Raw genomic sequence first — 17,432 nt, 5'->3', positions numbered from 1 at the left:
TGTATTGTTTCTTCAAAAATATAAATTAAAAAGGGATGTACTTTATAAAAAATAAAAAATCCATTTTAAAGTTAATAACAAGAGATAAAAAGGTTAAAAAACCAATAGTAAAAACAAGTGCGCTATATAATCTATAATTGTTTATAATTTTTAATAATTAGGAAGCATAAAAAGCTACGGATTGATTATTTTCACGCTTTATAAAAGGAAAGAGATTTGGAGAAGTATTTAAGTCAATTAAACGAAGCACAATTAGCACCAACCATTCAAAAAGATGGTCCTATGATAGTAATTGCAGGAGCAGGTTCTGGAAAAACTAGAGTGCTTACCTATAGAATTGCATACCTTATGAATCAAGGTGTAGATTCATTTAATATACTAGCATTAACATTTACTAACAAAGCGGCTCGTGAAATGAAAGAGCGTATTGCAGATATTGTAGGTAATGAAGCTAAAAATTTATGGATGGGAACCTTTCACTCGGTATTTGCTAAAATTTTGCGCTTTGAAGGGCATCATTTAGGGTTTCCTAGTAATTTTACCATTTATGATACGCAAGATTCGCAACGTTTAATGGGTTCTATTATTAAAGAAATGAACCTAGATAAAGATGTATATAAAACCAAACAGATTTATAGTAGAATTTCTTCTTATAAAAATAACTTAATAACTGTAAAAGCATACTTTAAAAATCCGGAATTAATGGAAGCCGATCTTATGGCTAGGCGTCCTAAAATAGGAGAAATTTATAAAGAATATGTAGATAGATGCTTTAAAGCAGGAGCTATGGATTTTGATGATTTATTGCTTCGTACTAATGAGCTTTTAACTCGTTTTCCAAATGTTTTAGCACAATACCAAGATAAGTTTCGTTATATATTAGTAGATGAGTACCAAGATACAAACCACTCACAATACCTAATCGTTCGTGCGTTAGCAGACCGTTTTCAAAATATATGTGTGGTAGGTGATGATGCGCAAAGTATTTATGCCTTTCGTGGTGCTAATATTAATAATATTTTAAATTTCCAGAAAGATTACCAAGATGTACAAATGTACCGACTAGAGCAAAACTATCGTTCTACAAAAAATATTGTTGGTGCAGCAAACTCGGTAATTGAACACAATAAAACCAAATTAGATAAAGTTGTTTGGACAGCAAATGACGAAGGAGAAAAAGTAAAAATACACCGTTCATTAACCGATGGTGACGAAGGACGTTACGTAGCAGGAACCATTTGGGATGAAAAAATGAACAAGCAACAACACAATAGTGATTTTGCTGTATTATATCGTACCAACGCACAATCTCGTTCTATTGAAGACGCTTTACGTAAACGTGATATACCATACCAAATTTATGGAGGTTTATCTTTTTACCAACGTAAAGAAATTAAAGACGTTACAGCGTATTTACGTTTAATTCTTAATCCAGCAGATGAAGAAGCTTTAAAACGTATTATTAATTATCCTGCAAGAGGAATTGGGCAAACTACCATTGATAGACTTATGGTAGCTGCTAATAAATACGGAAAAACAATTTTTGAAATACTTCAAAATCTAGATAAAGTATCTATAAATATTAATAACGGAACAAAAAATAAGTTACGTGATTTTGTAACTCTTATTGAAAGTTACCAAGTAATGAATAAAACTGCTAATGCCTTTGATTTAGCAGAACATGTTACCAAGTCTAGTGGATTAATTAGAGAATTTAATAAAGACGGAACACCAGAAGGGATTACGCGTTTAGATAACGTGCAAGAGCTTTTAAATGGTATTAAAGATTTTGTGGAAGGACAAATGGAACTAGCAGATGCTGGTGACTCTTTAGCAGAATTTTTAGAAGATGTAGCACTTGCTACAGATTTAGATTCAGATAAAGGTGATGCAGATCACGTTGCATTAATGACTATTCACTTGGCAAAAGGACTAGAGTTTAACAATGTATTTATTGTTGGTTTAGAAGAAGATTTATTTCCAAGTGCTATGAGTATGAATACGCGTAGTGAGCTTGAAGAAGAACGTAGATTGTTTTACGTAGCACTTACAAGAGCAGAAAAACAAGCGTATTTAACCTATGCTTTATCTCGTTATCGTTGGGGAAAATTAGTAGACTCAGAACCTAGTCGTTTTATTGAAGAAATTGATGATGCTTTTGTAGAAAACTTAACACCAAAAGACGAAAGACGTATAAACCCAATGCTTTCTTCTGATATTTTTGGAGACGTTGAGCCTAATAAAATTAGATTTAAAAAACCTAAAGAACTTACTTTCAAGAAAAAAGTAGGAACCAAAAAAGAACCAGAGAAATTTAAAATTTCTACACCAAAAAACTTAAAACCTGTAAGTAAAACAAGTAGTGCTACTAATGAAAACACGAACTTGTTTGACGGAGAGTTAAGAGTTGGTAGTATTGTTAAACATATGCGTTTTGGTAAAGGTGAAGTTTTAAAAATAGAAGGAGCAGGAGCAGATGTAAAAGCAGAAATTAAGTTTGCTACTGGTGGAGTTAAAAAACTATTGCTTCGTTTTGCTAAGCTAGAGGTTGTTGGCTAGTTTGTTTAAGGTTTACGCTATTTCAAAATAGATATTAAGTTGAAACACTAATTTAAATGTGCTTCAATAAAGGCGTGTAGTTTAAAAGTAGTGTCTAATAAGTTTAAACCTGTCCATCCATGACCTTCGTTTTCATACAGTGTAAAATCATGTATAACACCAAGGTCTTCTAACTTGTCTCTTAAACTTGTACCTTGTGTTGTTGGTATTAAAGGATCTTGACCTCCATAAAATAAAATAGTAGGAGGAGCAGATGCTGTTACTTGGTGATACGGACTCACTCCTTCAAGAAAGGCAGTAGATGTATCTAGACCATAGGTGTTTAAAATAGCTTCTAGTATAGGATCTGTACTGTTGAGGTATGCAGGATCTGTAAAGTTTGTTGGGCCAACAATACTACAAACCATTTTTGTTTGTTGATCTGTATCAAAAGCATAGCTCCAAAGCATAGATAAATGTGCGCCTGCACTAGCACCAACAAATCCTAAATCATCAGAGATTACATATTCGCTTTGTCTGTTTTTTAAATAATTTATAACTGTAGTAATATCATTTATTTGCATTGGGTAGGCTGGTGTGTTTTCATCTGCCAATCTGTAATTTATATTAACCACAGCAATATCTGGTATGTTTTGTAAAATGTAATTTTTAAATTCATTCATATCTTCTTTGTCACCAGAAGTCCATCCTCCACCATGAATTAGTAGCATTACTTTAGTGTCTTCTGTTCGGTTTGCAGGAAGATATAAATCAAATACTTGATTGCTATCTGTGCCATAAGCAATATTTAATTCTTCATAATATGCTAGTTGCTCGTTATTGGTACTACCATTTTCATCTGTACTATCACATGAAAAAGTAAAAAACAATAGCGTTAGTAAGAATAAAGTATTTGAGATGGTTTTCATAATAAATAATTTAATTACTTTGTAAACGATTTTTAAAGATACTTATTATGGCTCAATTTATAAAGATTTATGAGGAAAACCCTAATAGTAAAATGATTAGGAAAGTTGTTGACGTTTTAAAAAAAGGAGGTTTAATAATTTATCCTACAGATACTGTTTATGGTTTAGGTTGTGATATTACTAATACCAAAGCTTTAGAACGAATAGCAAGAATAAAAGGAGTAAAGCTAGAAAAGGCAAACTTTTCTTTTATTTGTGAAGATTTAAGTAATTTAAGTGACTACGTAAAGCAAATTGATTCTTCTACCTTTAAAATATTAAAAAGAGCATTACCAGGTCCTTATACTTTTATTCTTCCAGGCGCAAAAAGCTTACCTGTTGTTTTTAAAAAGAAAAAAACGGTAGGTATACGTGTGCCAAACAATAATATAGCCTTAGAAATTGTTAAAGAGCTTGGTAACCCAATTGTTTCTACATCTATTCGTGATGAAGATACTATTTTAGAGTATACTACAGATCCTGAGCTTATTTTAGAAAAATGGGATAATCTTGTAGATTTAGTAATTGATGGAGGTTATGGAGATAATGAAGCTTCTACAGTTATTGATTTTTCTGAAGGTGATCCAATTATTGTTAGAGAAGGAAAAGGGAGTTTAGATATTTTATAAGGCTTTATGGCAATTAATTTGCATAGTGAAGCAGGAATAAATAAAACAATTAAATAATGAAACCAACCAGCAACCACATCAACTACATAGAATTTAAAGCGAAAGACTTAGATGCTACAAAATCATTTTATTCTAAAGTTTTTGGTTGGTCGTTTACAGATTATGGCGAAATGTATATCGCTTTTTCAGATAGTGGAGTAGAAGGTGGTTTTGAAAAAACAGATACTGATATAGTAAATGGAGTTTTAGTGGTTTTATATCATCAAGATTTAGAAATGGTAAAACAAAAAGTAATTGCAGCTAACGGAAAAATTAGTGTAGATACTTTTTCTTTTCCTGGAGGAAAGCGTTTTCAGTTTTTAGATCCTTCTGGTAATGAACTTGCTGTTTGGAGTCATGATGTCTAGTTCGTGTTATAACTACGAAAGCAACAATGTCTTTTAATACTTTAGATTCTGAATCTAGTTTTAAAAAATAAAACTAAATAAGGTAAGCCAAATCAAGATGTATTTGCGTTAAGGATAGAAAGGTTTGTTTGAGCTCATCTTTGATAGCGAGCCTTGAAAGCCTGACTTTTTGCAATACTGTAAGGTTTTTTTAACCAGACAGAATTGTAAAAAGAAACGCCATAAAAAAAGCCCAACTTAAAGTTGAGCTTTTAATAAAAATATGTTCTAAATATTTTTAGTCTTGGTTTTCTTCGTTCTCTTCAATGTTTTCTTTCTCTACATTTTGTTCTGTAGAAAGGTTCTTCATTTCGGTTTCAATCATTTCATAAAATTGATCGATTTTTGGAAGAATATAAATTTTTGTTCTTCTGTTAATTGCTCTGTTTTCTGCAGTATCATTTGGTACTAATGGTAAGTGGTCACCACGTCCTGCAGCAATTAATTGTTCTGGTTTTACACCTAATTCTTGTAATGCTCTTACAATAGATGTACTACGTTTTACACTTAAATCCCAGTTGTCTACTAACACTTCTCTTGTGTAAGGTACGTTGTCTGTATGTCCTTCTACCATTGCTTCAAAGTCCGGTTTGCTGTTGATTACTTTTGCAACCTTTGCTAAGATTTCTTTTGCTCTTGTAGAAATATTGTAGCTACCTGTTTTAAATAATAACTTGTCTGATAAAGATATAAAAACAACGCTTTTTTCTACGTTAATTTGAATGTCTTCGTCATCTAAACCAACTTCTTTCTTTAAACTTGTAACTAAGGCAAGTGTAACACTGTCTTTTTTAGTTAAAGCGTCTTGTAATCTAGAAATTTTAAGGTCTTTTTCTTTTAAGCTTTCTAATGATTTCTCAAGGTTTTCTGCTCCTTTTGTGGTTAAAACAGTCATTCCTTGTGTGGTTTGTATTAAGTCTTTGTTTGTTTCTTTTAAATTAGCTAACTGATCTTGTAATGCAGCTACTCTTGCGCTTACAGCAGATTTGTCTTCTAGACAGGAGTTTAGTTTAACAGTTGCAGTATTTAATAGGTCTTGAGTTTCTTTTTGCTTTGCTTCTAAAGCTGTGAATTCTTTTTTTGATACACATGAACTTAAAAGCAATAGTGCTGATGCACTTAGTAATAACATTTTTTTCATAATATAATGAATAGATTAAATAGTTTAATTTAACATATCAAAATTATGCAAAAGAATTGTACTAAAATAAACTGTTAACAAAAATTTTAACATTTTTATAAACAATTAAAAGGTCTTGTTTCCTTGAATAAAATAAGACCAAACTATAGATTTTGTTTGGTAGTATAGTTTTTTGTTGGAAATTGTTTTTCTTTCTTTTAATAATCTTGGTAATGCAACATAATAACTAAAATGCGCTTTAAATATTGCAAGGATATGTAAAAATTTAAATTGAAATAAAAAGGAGATGGCTGCAACACCATCTAGTACCAATCTTGTAAAGATTAAAAAGAATAATACACCAGAAGCATTTTTGGTTAGTGTGAATAAACTGTTTCTAAAATTAAGGTAGGTTTTTTTAGGATTACTGCTTTGCAAAGTTGCACCACCAACGTGATATACTGTAGAAGCGCCAATATATTTTGTTTTGTAGTTTAGGTTAAAAGCTCTCCAGCATAAATCTATTTCTTCCATGTGCGCAAAAAAGCGTTCATCAAAACCATTTAAAGCATTAAATACTTCTTTTTTAATAAAAAAGCATGCACCAGAAGCCCAAAAAATTGTGGTGTCTTGGTATTGGTTTTGGTCTTTTTCAATGCTGTTAAATATTCTACCTCTGCAATACGGATAGCCATATTTGTCTATAAATCCACCAGCAGCTCCAGCATACTCAAAATGGTCTTTGTTTTTGTAGTCTAAAATTTTTGGTTGAATTATAGCTGTTTCTGGATTGTTTTTAAATTCTTGAAGAATAGGAGAGAGCCAATTTTTGGTGACTTCAATATCACTATTTAAAAGGCAGAAAATATCTTCTTCTACATGTTGTAATGCTTGGTTGTATCCTTTAGCATAGCCTCCGTTTTCTGTATTCTGAATGATTTTAATTTCTGGGTAATTGGTTTTTATAAAATCTACAGAATGGTCTGTTGAAGCATTGTCTGCTACATATATAGTAGCTTCTTGTGAATAGGTAACAACAGAAGGTAAGAATTTTTCTAGAAGTTCTTTTCCGTTCCAATTTAATATGACTACTGCTATTTTCAATGTTATTTATTAGTTTAAAGAGGTATCACGCAAATGCATGAATATTTATTTTTGCCTACTGTTTACTTCCTACTGTAATCTGGTATGTTTTGTAAAAAATGATAGCACTCTGCTTCAAAATCCATTTCGCAATAATAATGATTAATTCCGTTAGTTACCATTAAGTAGGTTGCGTTAAGCGCTAAATTATAACGTGCAATTTGATCAAAAGTACTTTGGTCAATTTTAATTTTAGCTGCTTTACATTCTACAATTAAATGAATACTACCATCAGGATTAAAAACAACAATATCATAACGTTTGCGTAAGTTGTTTATTTTTAGTTCTTTTTCTACGTTTATTAGCGATTTAGGAAATCCTTTTTCTTGCATTAAATATTGTACGCAATGTTGTCTTACCCATTCTTCAGGTTGTAAAACCACAAATTTTTTGCGTATTTCATCATAAATAAGCGTTTTATTTTCGCTATTTTTGAAACGAAACGAAAACTTTGAAAAGTTAAGCTCTTGCATTGTAGAATTTGAGTTTTTTCAAAGGTAAACGAACAGATTGAAAATCCCAATTTACAAATCTCAAATTCCTAAGGTTTTGCTATAGGAATTTAGATATTGATAATGAAAATGTAATTACTTTGGACGAAGTTAAGCAACTAATAATAGACATAAAAAAAGGAAACCTGAAACCTATTTATTTTTTAATGGGAGAAGAAGCATATTATATTGATGCAGTTTCTGATTATATTGAAGCTAATGTTTTAGCCGAAGAAGAAAAGGGTTTTAATCAAATGGTGCTTTATGGTCGTGATGTAACTATAGATGATATTGTTAGTAATGCTAAGCGTTACCCAATGATGGCAGAACGTCAAGTGGTTATTGTTAAAGAGGCTCAAGATTTGTCTAGACAAATAGAAAAACTTGCTGCTTATGCTGCAAATCCGCAACCAACAACCGTTTTAGTGTTTAACTATAAGTATAAAAAAATAGATAAACGTAAAGCTTTATATAAGGCTATTAAAAAAGTAGGTGTTGTTTTAGAGAGCAAAAAATTATATGAAAACCAAGTAGCAGATTGGATACGTCGTGTGCTTTCTGGAAAGAATTATACTATTTCTCCAAAAGCAGCACAAATGCTTGTGGAGTTTTTAGGAACCGATTTAAGTAAAATAAACAATGAGTTAAATAAACTTAAAATTGTTTTACCTGAAGGAACCGAAATTTCACCAGATCATATTGAAGAAAATATAGGAATAAGTAAAGATTACAATAATTTTGAGTTACGTAAAGCAGTAGGAGAGCGCAATATTATGAAAGCGCATAAAATAGCTCATTATTTTGCAGACAATCCTAAAGATAACCCAATGGTGTTAACAGTTTCGTTGCTTTTTAGTTTCTTTTCGCAGCTTTTACACTTACATGGTTTAAGTGATAAAAATCCTAGAAATGTAGCTTCTGCACTTAGAGTTAATCCTTATTTTGTAAATGAATATTTAGATGCAGCAAGAAATTATCCTATGCGAAAAGTAAGTCAGGTAATTGCAGTTTTACGCGAGTTTGATGTAAAGAGTAAAGGGGTTGGTAGTAATTCTGTTTCGCAAGGAGATTTGCTAAAAGAATTGCTGGTTAGAATCATGAATTAATTTGCAATCTAACCACACGAGTATAGTCTTCAACAAGCTAAAAATGAATTTTATACAAGCATAATTTAACTCTTATCGTACTTTACTTTTTAAAATAACTTTATGTAATAATCTAGGCGAGATTCTCTTTAAATAAATAGCGAATGTTTCCTTTTTACCAATATATGCTTCAAATTTTTCTTTTTTAATAGCGTGAATCATTTTTTTAGTAAACACATCTACAGTTAAACCTTTTTCTGTCATTTCATCTTGATGTGTTTGTTTGCTTCCATCTGCTGTTAATGCATTTCTAGCAACATCTGTATTTACAAATCCAGGACAAATCATGGTTACTTTAATATTGTCTTTATAGTGTTCTAAACGCAGTGCATCAAAAAAGCCATGTAATGCGTGTTTTGCTCCACAATAAGCCGATCTAAAAGGAGAGCTGAATTTTCCCATTAAGCTTGAAACAACAACATAATGACCCGATTTATTAGCAACAAAATGAGGTAAAAGAGCTTTGCTTAGTGTTACAGTACCTAAATAATCAACTTCCATTAATTTTCTATCTACAGCAATAGAAGTATCTATTATTGATGAACGTTGACTAATACCTCCATTATTAATAAGTATATCTATTTTTCCGAAGCAAGCAATAGCAGTTTCTGTTATGTTTTTAAGCGTATCTGTTTCTGCTAAGTCTAAAGGTAAAACAGAAATGTTTTCAGGGGTATTGCATTCGTTTTTCACCTGTTCTAATACTTCTTTTCTTCTAGAAGACAGTATTAATTTACAATTCTCATTAGAGAGTGTAATGGCTAAACTTTTGCCAATTCCGCTAGAAGCTCCAGTAATCCAAACTACTTTGTTGTTAAATGTCATATTATATTTTTTAGCTACGCATACATGAATATTTATTTTACTTACTGAAAACTGCTCACTGTTTATTGTCAACAGACTTTAACCATTCTTGGCGTAAATCATCACTTAGTTTTCCTGTTCCGTCATGTTTCCAACCAGGAGGTTTTACTAAATACAGAAACCTGTTTTTTAATGATTTTTTTCCTGTAAAAGCATCTTTAAGCATATTAAACCATTCTATAAAGGCTATTTTAACAGGATTGAAAGTGTTTATATTAGACACTAAACCATAAACAACTTTTTCTTCTTTAAGTTCTGGTTGAAAAGTGCCGAATAACTTATCCCAAATAATTAAAATTCCTGCATGATTTCTATCTAAATATAAAGGATTGCTACCATGATGCACTCTATGATGTGAAGGTGTATTCATAACAGCTTCAAACCACCAAGGCATTTTATTAATGGTTTCGGTATGAATCCAAAATTGGTAAATTAAACTAATAGACATTTGTAGTAAAATCATACCTGGATGAAACCCTAAAAGAGGTAACCAAAGCCAAAAAACAAACGAATAAAATCCGCCAGACCAAGTTTGGCGCAATGCAGTACTTAAATTATAATGTTGTGAAGAATGATGTACCACATGCGATGCCCAAAATAATCTGCAGGTATGTGAGATTCTATGAAACCAGTAATAAGAAAAATCATCTGCAAAAAAGATTAAAATAAAACTCCACCAAACCACAGGAATAGTAAAAATTCTAAAGTTTTCATAGATATAAAAAAAGCAAACTAAAACAACAATCTTACTAAAATAACCTAACAAAACATTACCTAATCCCATTGCAATAGATGAAAAAGCATCTTTACTTTCATAGGTTTTTAGATGCGTTTTAGTTGTAACATAAAGTTCTAAAAGCATAGAAACTATAAAAAACGGAATAGCATAAATAATGATATCAGGAAATTGGTTCATTTTTTTACAGAAAAGGTTAATACTAGTTAAAACCTAGTAGATATGTATGCAAAATACAAAAATTATTGTCTATTTTTGAAGCTAACTATGACAGCAACCTACAAACAATACATTTTAAATTTTAAGCAAGCTAGCGGAACTTCTAGAGGAATATTAAAAACGAAAGAAACTTGGTTTTTAATAGTGGAACAAGACGGAAAGAAAGGAATAGGAGAATGCGGACTTTTTAGAGGATTAAGCGCAGATGATGTGTCTAATTACGAACAAAAGCTACAATGGACTTGCAATAATATACATTTAGGTCTAGCGGTTTTATTAGAAGAGCTTCAAGCGTTTCCAAGTATACAATTTGGACTAGAACAAGCTTTTGTTTCTTTGCAAAGTGAACATCCTTTTTTACTTTTTCCTTCGGCTTTTACACAAGGAAAAGACACTATTCCTATCAACGGATTAATTTGGATGGGAACCGAAGCTTTTATGAAACAACAAATAAAAGATAAAATAGAAGCAGGATTTAGTTGTATTAAAATGAAAATTGGCGCAATAGATTTTAATACAGAAATCAATCTGTTAAAATCTATAAGAAAAACTTTTACAAGTAATGATATAGAGTTACGAGTAGATGCTAATGGTGCTTTTAAACCAAACGAAGCTTTAGAGAAGCTAAAAGTGCTTTCAGATTTAGATTTACATTCTATAGAGCAGCCAATGAAACAAGGCCAAATTCAAGAAATGGCAAGGCTTTGTGAAGAAACACCTCTGCCAATTGCATTAGACGAAGAATTAATTGGTGTTTTTAATGTAAAAAAAAGGGAAGAGTTACTACAAACAATACAGCCACAATATATTATTTTAAAACCTAGTTTGGTTGGTGGTTTTGCAGGTAGTAATAATTGGATAGATATTGCCGAAAAACAAAAAATAGGTTGGTGGATTACAAGTGCTTTAGAAAGTAATGTAGGTTTAAATGCTATTGCACAATTTACATATACCTTACAAAGTAAACTACCACAAGGACTTGGTACAGGAAGTTTATTTACTAATAATTTTGAGAGTCCGTTACAAGTAAAAAAAGGTGCTTTACAGTACCAAAACAAAACAAATTGGAAAACTAATTTTTAAACATGTATATAGAACAAGCATTCAAGTCACTACACGAGTGGTGGAGGTATTTAGTAGGTTTCGTTATTATTTTTATTATTTGGCAATTAATAGGCTCTATACCTTTAGTAGGAGGTATTCTTTATTCTATTGGTTTAGAGGGAATTCAAAACAATGATATCCCTACAGATGTTACAGAAATGGCAGATGTTTTAGGTAATAACCTGTTTTTGTTTTTAATGCTTTTATCCTTTGCTATAGGTTTACTAGGCGTGTTTTTTAATGCTAAAGTGATACACCAACAGTCTATTACAAAATTAACAACAGCAAGAGAAAAAATAGATTGGAGTAGATTTTGGTTTGTTTTTATACTTTGGGGAACCCTTTCTTCTTCATTTGTGCTTATTGATTATTTTATGGAACCTGAAAGTTATGTATGGAATTTTGATTTAATTCCGTTTTTAACACTTGCAGTAATTGCCATTATATTAATACCATTGCAAACCAGTATGGAAGAATACCTTTTTAGAGGCTATTTAATGCAAGGTTTAGGTGTTATTACTAAAACAAGATGGTTTCCTTTAGTGTTTACTTCTGTAGTTTTTGGTTTAATGCATTTAGCAAATCCAGAAGTAGAACAATTAGGTTATGCTATTATGGTGTACTATATTGGTACAGGTTTCTTTTTAGGAATTATAACACTAATGGATGATGGTTTAGAATTAGCCCTAGGTTTTCATGCTGCTAATAATTTATTTACAGCATTGTTAGTAACAGCAGATTGGACCGCTTTTCAAACTGATTCTCTTTTTAAAGATGTTTCAGAACCAACTTCGGCAGGATTTATAGATGTTTTTATGCCTGTTTTTGTTGTTTTCCCTATTATTCTTTATGTTTTAGCTAAAAAATATAAATGGACGAATTGGAATGAAAAACTTTTCGGAAAAGTAATTGAACCTATTAAAGAAGATTATAAAATTATAGACTAAATATTATATACTATGGCTCCAAAATATGATAAAATACACAACCGTTTTAAACTTAATGAAAACACCTACTGTTTTGAAGAACTAAAAGAAGTAGGCTATAGTTTGGTAAAAGAAGGCTTGCCTTATGAAAAAATTATAGGAGATTTTTTAATAGACTGGTTAGATGGTAAAGATTATATTTTAGCCCAAACCTCAGGTTCTACAGGAAAACCTAAAACCATTAAATTAAAAAAGCAAGCAATGGTGCATTCTGCTATTGCTACAGGAGACTTTTTTAATTTAAAACCAGGAGATACGGCATTACATTGTTTGCCATGCAAATATATTGCAGGTAAAATGATGTTGGTAAGAGCCATGATTTTAGGTTTAGAAATTGATTTAGTAGAACCAACAAGTCAACCTATTTTTGACTACGAAAGAAAGTATGATTTTTCTGCTATGGTGCCTTTGCAGCTAGAAAAAATAACAACCTATTGCAATAATATTAAAACCATTATTGTTGGTGGTTCTTCTGTTTCTAGTAAATTAAAAGATGCCATTCAAGATATTAAAACCAATGTGTTTGAAACTTATGGTATGACAGAAACCATAACGCATATTGCAGTAAAGAAATTAAACAATTGGTCAACACAAGAAGGAGAAACAAAACCTTCTGCAGATACTTACTTTAAAATACTACCAAACATAACAATAACACAAGACGAAAGAAATTGTTTGGTAATAGATGCGCCAAAAATTTCTGAAACTAAAATTATAACTAATGATGTGGTTAAAATGCATTCTAAAACTTCTTTTGAGTGGTTAGGACGCATAGATAATGTGATCAATTCTGGTGGAATTAAATTTTTTCCAGAACAATTAGAAGCAAAATTACAGTCTAAGATTGCTAATCGTTTTTTTATAACTAAAGAAGCCGATGAAAAATTAGGAGAATGCATCGTATTAATACTAGAAAGTAAAACAAATACAGTAGATGCTTCTGTTTTTTCTGAATTAGAAAAATTTGAAATTCCTAAGAAAATCTATTCCGTAGAAAAGTTTACAGAAAGTGAAAACGGAAAAATTCTTCGTCAAGAAACATTAAAAAACTCAAAATAGTACTTTACGCACTCAAAAGCATACTTCACGCATTTGCTGTTTTGTGCGCTATAGGTTTGGTATAAGTTTATATAAACTTTAAAACCAAACCTTATGAAAAAAGTATTACCATTTGTTTTTGTATTGTTCTTTGCAATACAATTACAAGCACAAGAAAAAACAATAACAGGAATTGTAAGTGATGAAAATGGCTTAGCACTTCCTACAGCAACTATTTTAGTAAAAGGTACAACTAACGGAACTTCTACTGATTTTGAGGGGAAATATACCATTAAAGCAAATATTGGTGATATTTTAGTTTATACCTATGTTGGCTATGTACCTACAGAAAAAACGGTTGGAGCTTTAAATACTATAGATGTATCTCTACAACCAGACACTAGCTTAGATGAAGTAGTAGTTACTGCTATGGGAATTAAAAGAGAGCGTAAATCTTTAGGTTATGCTGTTCAATCGGTGAGATCAGAACTTCTTTCAAACTCTCGTAAGCAAGGAAACAACAGGAAAAAACGAATTAACAATAATATAATTAATAGTCTATCAGGAAAAGTAGCAGGAGTACATGTTGTAAATAATAATGGTAATGTTGGAGGTTCTACTAAAGTTGTAATTAGAGGATTACCAAATAATAAGAATAAAGCTTTAATTGTTATTGATGGTAAAATTGCGACTTATAAAGAGTTAGAAAGTTTAAAAGCCAAAAAAGTTGAAAAATTAGAAGTTGTTAAAAATGAAGCAGCTAAGGTTTTGTATGGCAAAAAGGCTGAAAATGGATTGATTTTAGTGAAAACAAAAAATAGCAATTACGTTTTTCCTAATATTCATCAAATAAATAATGAGACCTACACTAAAATTCACGAAAATAAATTTAAAACCACAAATAATTCTCCATTATCTACTTTTTCAATAGATGTAGATAAAGCATCATATAGTAATGTACGAAGAATGATTAATAATGGGCAAGATGTTCCTGCAGATGCTGTTAAGATTGAAGAAATGGTGAATTATTTTGATTATAATTATTCAGAACCAGCAGGAGAACATCCTTTTTCTATACATACCGAATTAGCAATTACACCATGGAATAACCAAACCCAATTGGTAAAGATAGGGTTGCAAGGTAAAACGTATAAAAATGAAGAATTACCAGCAAGTAACCTTACGTTTTTAATAGATGTTTCGGGTTCTATGAGTGCACAAAATAAACTACCTCTATTAAAATCTGCTTTTAAGTTATTGGTAAATCAATTACGAGAACAAGATAAAGTAGCTATTGTAGTTTATGCTGGCGCAGCAGGAGTTGTACTAGAGCCTACTTCTGGAAAAGATAAAAAGAAGATTTTAAAAGCATTACATAAATTACAATCTGGAGGTTCTACTGCAGGAGGAGAAGGTATTGAACTAGCATATGCTTTAGCAGAAAAAAACTTTAATAAAAAAGGTAATAACAGAGTGATTTTAGCAACTGATGGTGATTTTAATGTAGGTGCTTCTAGTGATAAAGATATGCAAACATTAATTGAACAAAAACGTAAGTCAGGTGTATTTTTATCTGTATTAGGTTTTGGTTATGGAAACTACAAAGATTCTAAATTAGAAACATTAGCAGATAAAGGAAATGGTAATCATGCATTTATTGATACTATGCAAGAAGCACAAAAAGTATTTGGTAAAGAATTTGGAGGCACACTTTATACTATTGCAAAGGATGTTAAAATTCAAGTAGAATTTAATCCTAATAAAGTACAAGCATATAGATTGATAGGATATGAAAACAGATTGTTGTCAGACCAAGACTTTATAGATGATACAAAAGATGCAGGTGAATTGGGAAGCGGACATACAGTTACTGCTTTGTATGAAGTAATTCCTTTAGGAATAAAAAGCAACTATTTAAAAGAAGTTTCAGATTTAAAATACACTAAAAAGGAGGTGAACACAGATTTTAATGATGAAATATTAACCGTTAAGTTTAGATATAAAAAGCCAGATGGTAAAAAAAGTATTGAAATGGTACATGTACAAAAAGATGCTCTAGTTCAAGCGTCTAAAGACATGCAATTTGCAGCTGCTGTGGCTTTGTTTGGTATGCAATTAAGATATTCACAATATCATAATAATTCAAAAATAGAAGATGTTATTTCTTTAGCTGAAAGCGGAAGAGGAAAAGATACATTAGGTTATAGAGCAGAATTTATACGATTGGTAAACTCTTATCAAAGTTTGTAATTATAACAAAAAAGGCATTTGATTTTTTCAAATGCCTTTTTTTATATTTTAAAGTTATGTGTTTAAACTTGTAAAACACCAAGATTAAATTTCTTTTCAATAGGAGCGTGGTTAGCCGCTTCAATTCCCATACTTATCCATGTTCTGGTGTCTAATGGGTTTATAACAGCGTCTGTCCATATTCTTGCAGCTGCATAATAAGGAGAAACTTGATTGTCATATCTATCCTTAATTTTATTAAACAGTTCTGCTTCTTTTTCTGGAGTAATTTCTTCTCCTTTCTTTAAAAGAGAAGCTTTTTCAATTTGCAATAATACTTTAGCGGCAGAGTTACCACTCATTACTGCAAGTTCAGCACTTGGCCAAGCAGCAATAAGTCTTGGGTCATAAGCTTTTCCGCACATAGCGTAATTACCAGCTCCATAACTATTACCTATAACAATAGTAAATTTTGGTACCACAGAGTTGCTTACCGCATTTACCATTTTGGCTCCATCTTTTATAATTCCTCCATGTTCACTTTTGCTACCAACCATAAAACCAGTAACATCTTGTAAAAATACTAACGGAATTTTCTTTTGGTTGCAATTAGCAATAAAACGTGTTGCTTTATCTGCACTATCATTATAAATTACACCTCCAAATTGCATTTCGCCTTTTTTGGTTTTTACTAATTTACGTTGGTTGGCAACAATACCAACAGCCCAACCATCAATTCTAGCATATGCTGTAATTATAGTTTTTCCGTAGCCTGCTTTATATTCATCATACTCACTGTTATCTACCAAACGCTTAATAATTTCATACATATCGTATTGATCTGCACGACTTTTTGGTAGTATTCCGTAAATATCTTCTTGGTTTTCCTTTGGTTTTAAAGCTTTTGTTCTATTAAACCCAGCTTTATCATAATCACCAATTTTATCCATTAATCGCTTAATAGTATCTAAAGCATCTTTATCATCTTTAGCTTTATAATCGGTAACACCAGAAATTTCACAATGCGTAGTGGCTCCACCTAGAGTTTCGTTATCAATAGTTTCTCCAATAGCAGCTTTTACCAAATAGCTTCCAGCAAGAAAAATACTTCCTGTTTTATCTACTATTAAAGCTTCATCACTCATAATAGGTAAATAGGCTCCACCAGCAACACAGCTTCCCATAACAGCAGATATTTGGGTAATTCCCATGCTGCTCATTACTGCATTGTTTCTAAAAATGCGACCAAAGTGTTCTTTATCCGGAAAAATTTCATCTTGCATTGGTAAATACACTCCAGCAGAATCTACCAAATAAATAATTGGCAGTTTATTTTCTATAGCTATTTCTTGTGCTCTTAAATTCTTTTTTCCTGTAATAGGAAACCAAGCTCCTGCTTTTACAGTAGCGTCATTGGCAACAACTATACATTGTTTTCCTTGTACATATCCTATTTTAACAATAACACCTCCAGAAGGACATCCTCCATGTTCTGCATACATGTCGTCTCCTGCAAAAGCACCTATTTCTATAGATTTAGCTTTAGAGTCTAGTAGATAATCTACTCGTTCTCGAGCAGTCATTTTACCTTTTGCATGATGCTTGTCTATACGTTTTTGTCCCCCACCAAGTTTAACTTTTGTTAAACGCTTGGTTAAATCAGATACTAGAAGTTTGTTGTAATCTTCGTTTTTATTGAAGTTGATGTCCATATTAGTTGCTTAATTTGTCACGAATTTACAAAACCAAATCATGTTTAAAAAGTGAATGTTTTGT

15 protein-coding genes are annotated in these 17,432 nt (G+C 31.2%); 8 read left to right on the top strand and 7 right to left on the bottom strand.

Going from position 1 to position 17,432, the window contains the following annotated elements; all coding sequences use genetic code 11:
- Positions 1 to 216: 216 nt before the first annotated feature.
- Positions 217 to 2,559, top strand: coding sequence for an ATP-dependent helicase (locus ACFSSB_RS05135; protein ID WP_379901674.1), 2,343 nt, complete (start codon positions 217 to 219; stop codon positions 2,557 to 2,559).
- A gap of 47 nt (positions 2,560 to 2,606) precedes the next feature.
- Here ACFSSB_RS05135 and ACFSSB_RS05130 read toward each other — a convergent pair whose 3' ends face one another.
- The gene (locus ACFSSB_RS05130; RefSeq protein WP_379902139.1) at positions 2,607 to 3,482 is read right to left on the bottom strand and encodes an alpha/beta hydrolase fold domain-containing protein; all 876 of its coding nucleotides are present in this window, start codon (positions 3,480 to 3,482) and stop codon (positions 2,607 to 2,609) included.
- A 32-nt stretch (positions 3,483 to 3,514) separates the two neighbouring features.
- On the opposite strand from ACFSSB_RS05130, the gene ACFSSB_RS05125 reads away from it, so the two are divergent.
- Positions 3,515 to 4,135 carry an L-threonylcarbamoyladenylate synthase gene (locus ACFSSB_RS05125; protein ID WP_379901672.1) on the top strand — a complete coding sequence of 207 codons (621 nt, stop codon included), beginning with the start codon at positions 3,515 to 3,517 and terminating at the stop codon, positions 4,133 to 4,135.
- Positions 4,136 to 4,191: 56 nt separating this feature from the next.
- The gene (locus tag ACFSSB_RS05120; RefSeq protein ID WP_379901670.1) at positions 4,192 to 4,542 is read left to right on the top strand and encodes a VOC family protein; all 351 of its coding nucleotides are present in this window, start codon (positions 4,192 to 4,194) and stop codon (positions 4,540 to 4,542) included.
- A 277-nt stretch (positions 4,543 to 4,819) separates the two neighbouring features.
- On the opposite strand, the gene ACFSSB_RS05115 is transcribed toward ACFSSB_RS05120, so the two are convergent.
- The 3 genes from ACFSSB_RS05115 to ACFSSB_RS05105 all read right to left on the bottom strand — a co-directional run bounded on the left by ACFSSB_RS05115 (position 4,820) and on the right by ACFSSB_RS05105 (position 7,317).
- On the bottom strand, positions 4,820 to 5,722 hold the full coding sequence (locus ACFSSB_RS05115) for an OmpA/MotB family protein (RefSeq protein ID WP_379901668.1): 903 nt from the start codon (positions 5,720 to 5,722) through the stop codon (positions 4,820 to 4,822).
- 105 nt (positions 5,723 to 5,827) lie between these two features.
- Entirely contained in the window at positions 5,828 to 6,805 is a 978-nt protein-coding gene (locus ACFSSB_RS05110; RefSeq protein WP_379901666.1) for a glycosyltransferase family 2 protein, read from the bottom strand.
- A gap of 62 nt (positions 6,806 to 6,867) precedes the next feature.
- Positions 6,868 to 7,317, bottom strand: coding sequence for a type I restriction enzyme HsdR N-terminal domain-containing protein (locus ACFSSB_RS05105; protein WP_379901664.1), 450 nt, complete (start codon positions 7,315 to 7,317; stop codon positions 6,868 to 6,870).
- A gap of 119 nt (positions 7,318 to 7,436) precedes the next feature.
- On the opposite strand from ACFSSB_RS05105, the gene holA reads away from it, so the two are divergent.
- On the top strand, positions 7,437 to 8,441 hold the full coding sequence (gene holA, locus ACFSSB_RS05100; protein WP_379901662.1) for a DNA polymerase III subunit delta: 1,005 nt from the start codon (positions 7,437 to 7,439) through the stop codon (positions 8,439 to 8,441).
- A gap of 72 nt (positions 8,442 to 8,513) precedes the next feature.
- Here holA and ACFSSB_RS05095 read toward each other — a convergent pair whose 3' ends face one another.
- Entirely contained in the window at positions 8,514 to 9,305 is a 792-nt protein-coding gene (locus tag ACFSSB_RS05095; RefSeq protein WP_379901660.1) for an SDR family oxidoreductase, read from the bottom strand.
- A 55-nt stretch (positions 9,306 to 9,360) separates the two neighbouring features.
- A complete protein-coding gene (locus tag ACFSSB_RS05090; RefSeq protein ID WP_379901658.1) occupies positions 9,361 to 10,260 on the bottom strand; it encodes a sterol desaturase family protein in 900 nt (299 codons plus the stop codon).
- 87 nt (positions 10,261 to 10,347) lie between these two features.
- On the opposite strand from ACFSSB_RS05090, the gene ACFSSB_RS05085 reads away from it, so the two are divergent.
- From ACFSSB_RS05085 to ACFSSB_RS05070, 4 genes are all read left to right on the top strand, one after another.
- Positions 10,348 to 11,382: an o-succinylbenzoate synthase gene (locus ACFSSB_RS05085; protein WP_379901656.1), complete on the top strand. Its 1,035-nt coding sequence runs from the start codon at positions 10,348 to 10,350 to the stop codon at positions 11,380 to 11,382.
- Positions 11,383 to 11,384: 2 nt separating this feature from the next.
- The gene (locus ACFSSB_RS05080; protein ID WP_379901654.1) at positions 11,385 to 12,350 is read left to right on the top strand and encodes a CPBP family intramembrane glutamic endopeptidase; all 966 of its coding nucleotides are present in this window, start codon (positions 11,385 to 11,387) and stop codon (positions 12,348 to 12,350) included.
- Between the two features lie 12 nt (positions 12,351 to 12,362).
- The gene (locus ACFSSB_RS05075; RefSeq protein WP_379901652.1) at positions 12,363 to 13,448 is read left to right on the top strand and encodes an AMP-binding protein; all 1,086 of its coding nucleotides are present in this window, start codon (positions 12,363 to 12,365) and stop codon (positions 13,446 to 13,448) included.
- Positions 13,449 to 13,541: 93 nt separating this feature from the next.
- Positions 13,542 to 15,677, top strand: coding sequence for a YfbK domain-containing protein (locus ACFSSB_RS05070; protein WP_379901650.1), 2,136 nt, complete (start codon positions 13,542 to 13,544; stop codon positions 15,675 to 15,677).
- 62 nt (positions 15,678 to 15,739) lie between these two features.
- Here ACFSSB_RS05070 and ACFSSB_RS05065 read toward each other — a convergent pair whose 3' ends face one another.
- Positions 15,740 to 17,368, bottom strand: coding sequence for an acyl-CoA carboxylase subunit beta (locus ACFSSB_RS05065; protein ID WP_379901648.1), 1,629 nt, complete (start codon positions 17,366 to 17,368; stop codon positions 15,740 to 15,742).
- Positions 17,369 to 17,432: the final 64 nt, after the last annotated feature.

Origin of the sequence: Lacinutrix gracilariae (assembly GCF_042684485.1) — a bacterium.
Taxonomy (GTDB): domain Bacteria; phylum Bacteroidota; class Bacteroidia; order Flavobacteriales; family Flavobacteriaceae; genus Oceanihabitans; species Oceanihabitans gracilariae.
This window is presented reverse-complemented; position numbering and strand designations above follow the sequence as displayed.

What these genes read in the sequence shown, in the direction of transcription:
- ACFSSB_RS05125 (WP_379901672.1), top strand. Translation starts at nt 3,515, where the DNA reads ATGGCTCAATTTATAAAGATTTATGAGGAAAACCCTAATAGTAAAATG.
- ACFSSB_RS05120 (WP_379901670.1), top strand. Translation starts at nt 4,192, where the DNA reads ATGAAACCAACCAGCAACCACATCAACTACATAGAATTTAAAGCGAAA.
- ACFSSB_RS05115 (WP_379901668.1), bottom strand. Translation starts at nt 5,722, where the DNA reads ATGAAAAAAATGTTATTACTAAGTGCATCAGCACTATTGCTTTTAAGT.
- ACFSSB_RS05105 (WP_379901664.1), bottom strand. Translation starts at nt 7,317, where the DNA reads ATGCAAGAGCTTAACTTTTCAAAGTTTTCGTTTCGTTTCAAAAATAGC.
- ACFSSB_RS05095 (WP_379901660.1), bottom strand. Translation starts at nt 9,305, where the DNA reads ATGACATTTAACAACAAAGTAGTTTGGATTACTGGAGCTTCTAGCGGA.
- ACFSSB_RS05090 (WP_379901658.1), bottom strand. Translation starts at nt 10,260, where the DNA reads ATGAACCAATTTCCTGATATCATTATTTATGCTATTCCGTTTTTTATA.
- ACFSSB_RS05085 (WP_379901656.1), top strand. Translation starts at nt 10,348, where the DNA reads ATGACAGCAACCTACAAACAATACATTTTAAATTTTAAGCAAGCTAGC.
- ACFSSB_RS05080 (WP_379901654.1), top strand. Translation starts at nt 11,385, where the DNA reads ATGTATATAGAACAAGCATTCAAGTCACTACACGAGTGGTGGAGGTAT.
- ACFSSB_RS05075 (WP_379901652.1), top strand. Translation starts at nt 12,363, where the DNA reads ATGGCTCCAAAATATGATAAAATACACAACCGTTTTAAACTTAATGAA.
- ACFSSB_RS05070 (WP_379901650.1), top strand. Translation starts at nt 13,542, where the DNA reads ATGAAAAAAGTATTACCATTTGTTTTTGTATTGTTCTTTGCAATACAA.
- ACFSSB_RS05065 (WP_379901648.1), bottom strand. Translation starts at nt 17,368, where the DNA reads ATGGACATCAACTTCAATAAAAACGAAGATTACAACAAACTTCTAGTA.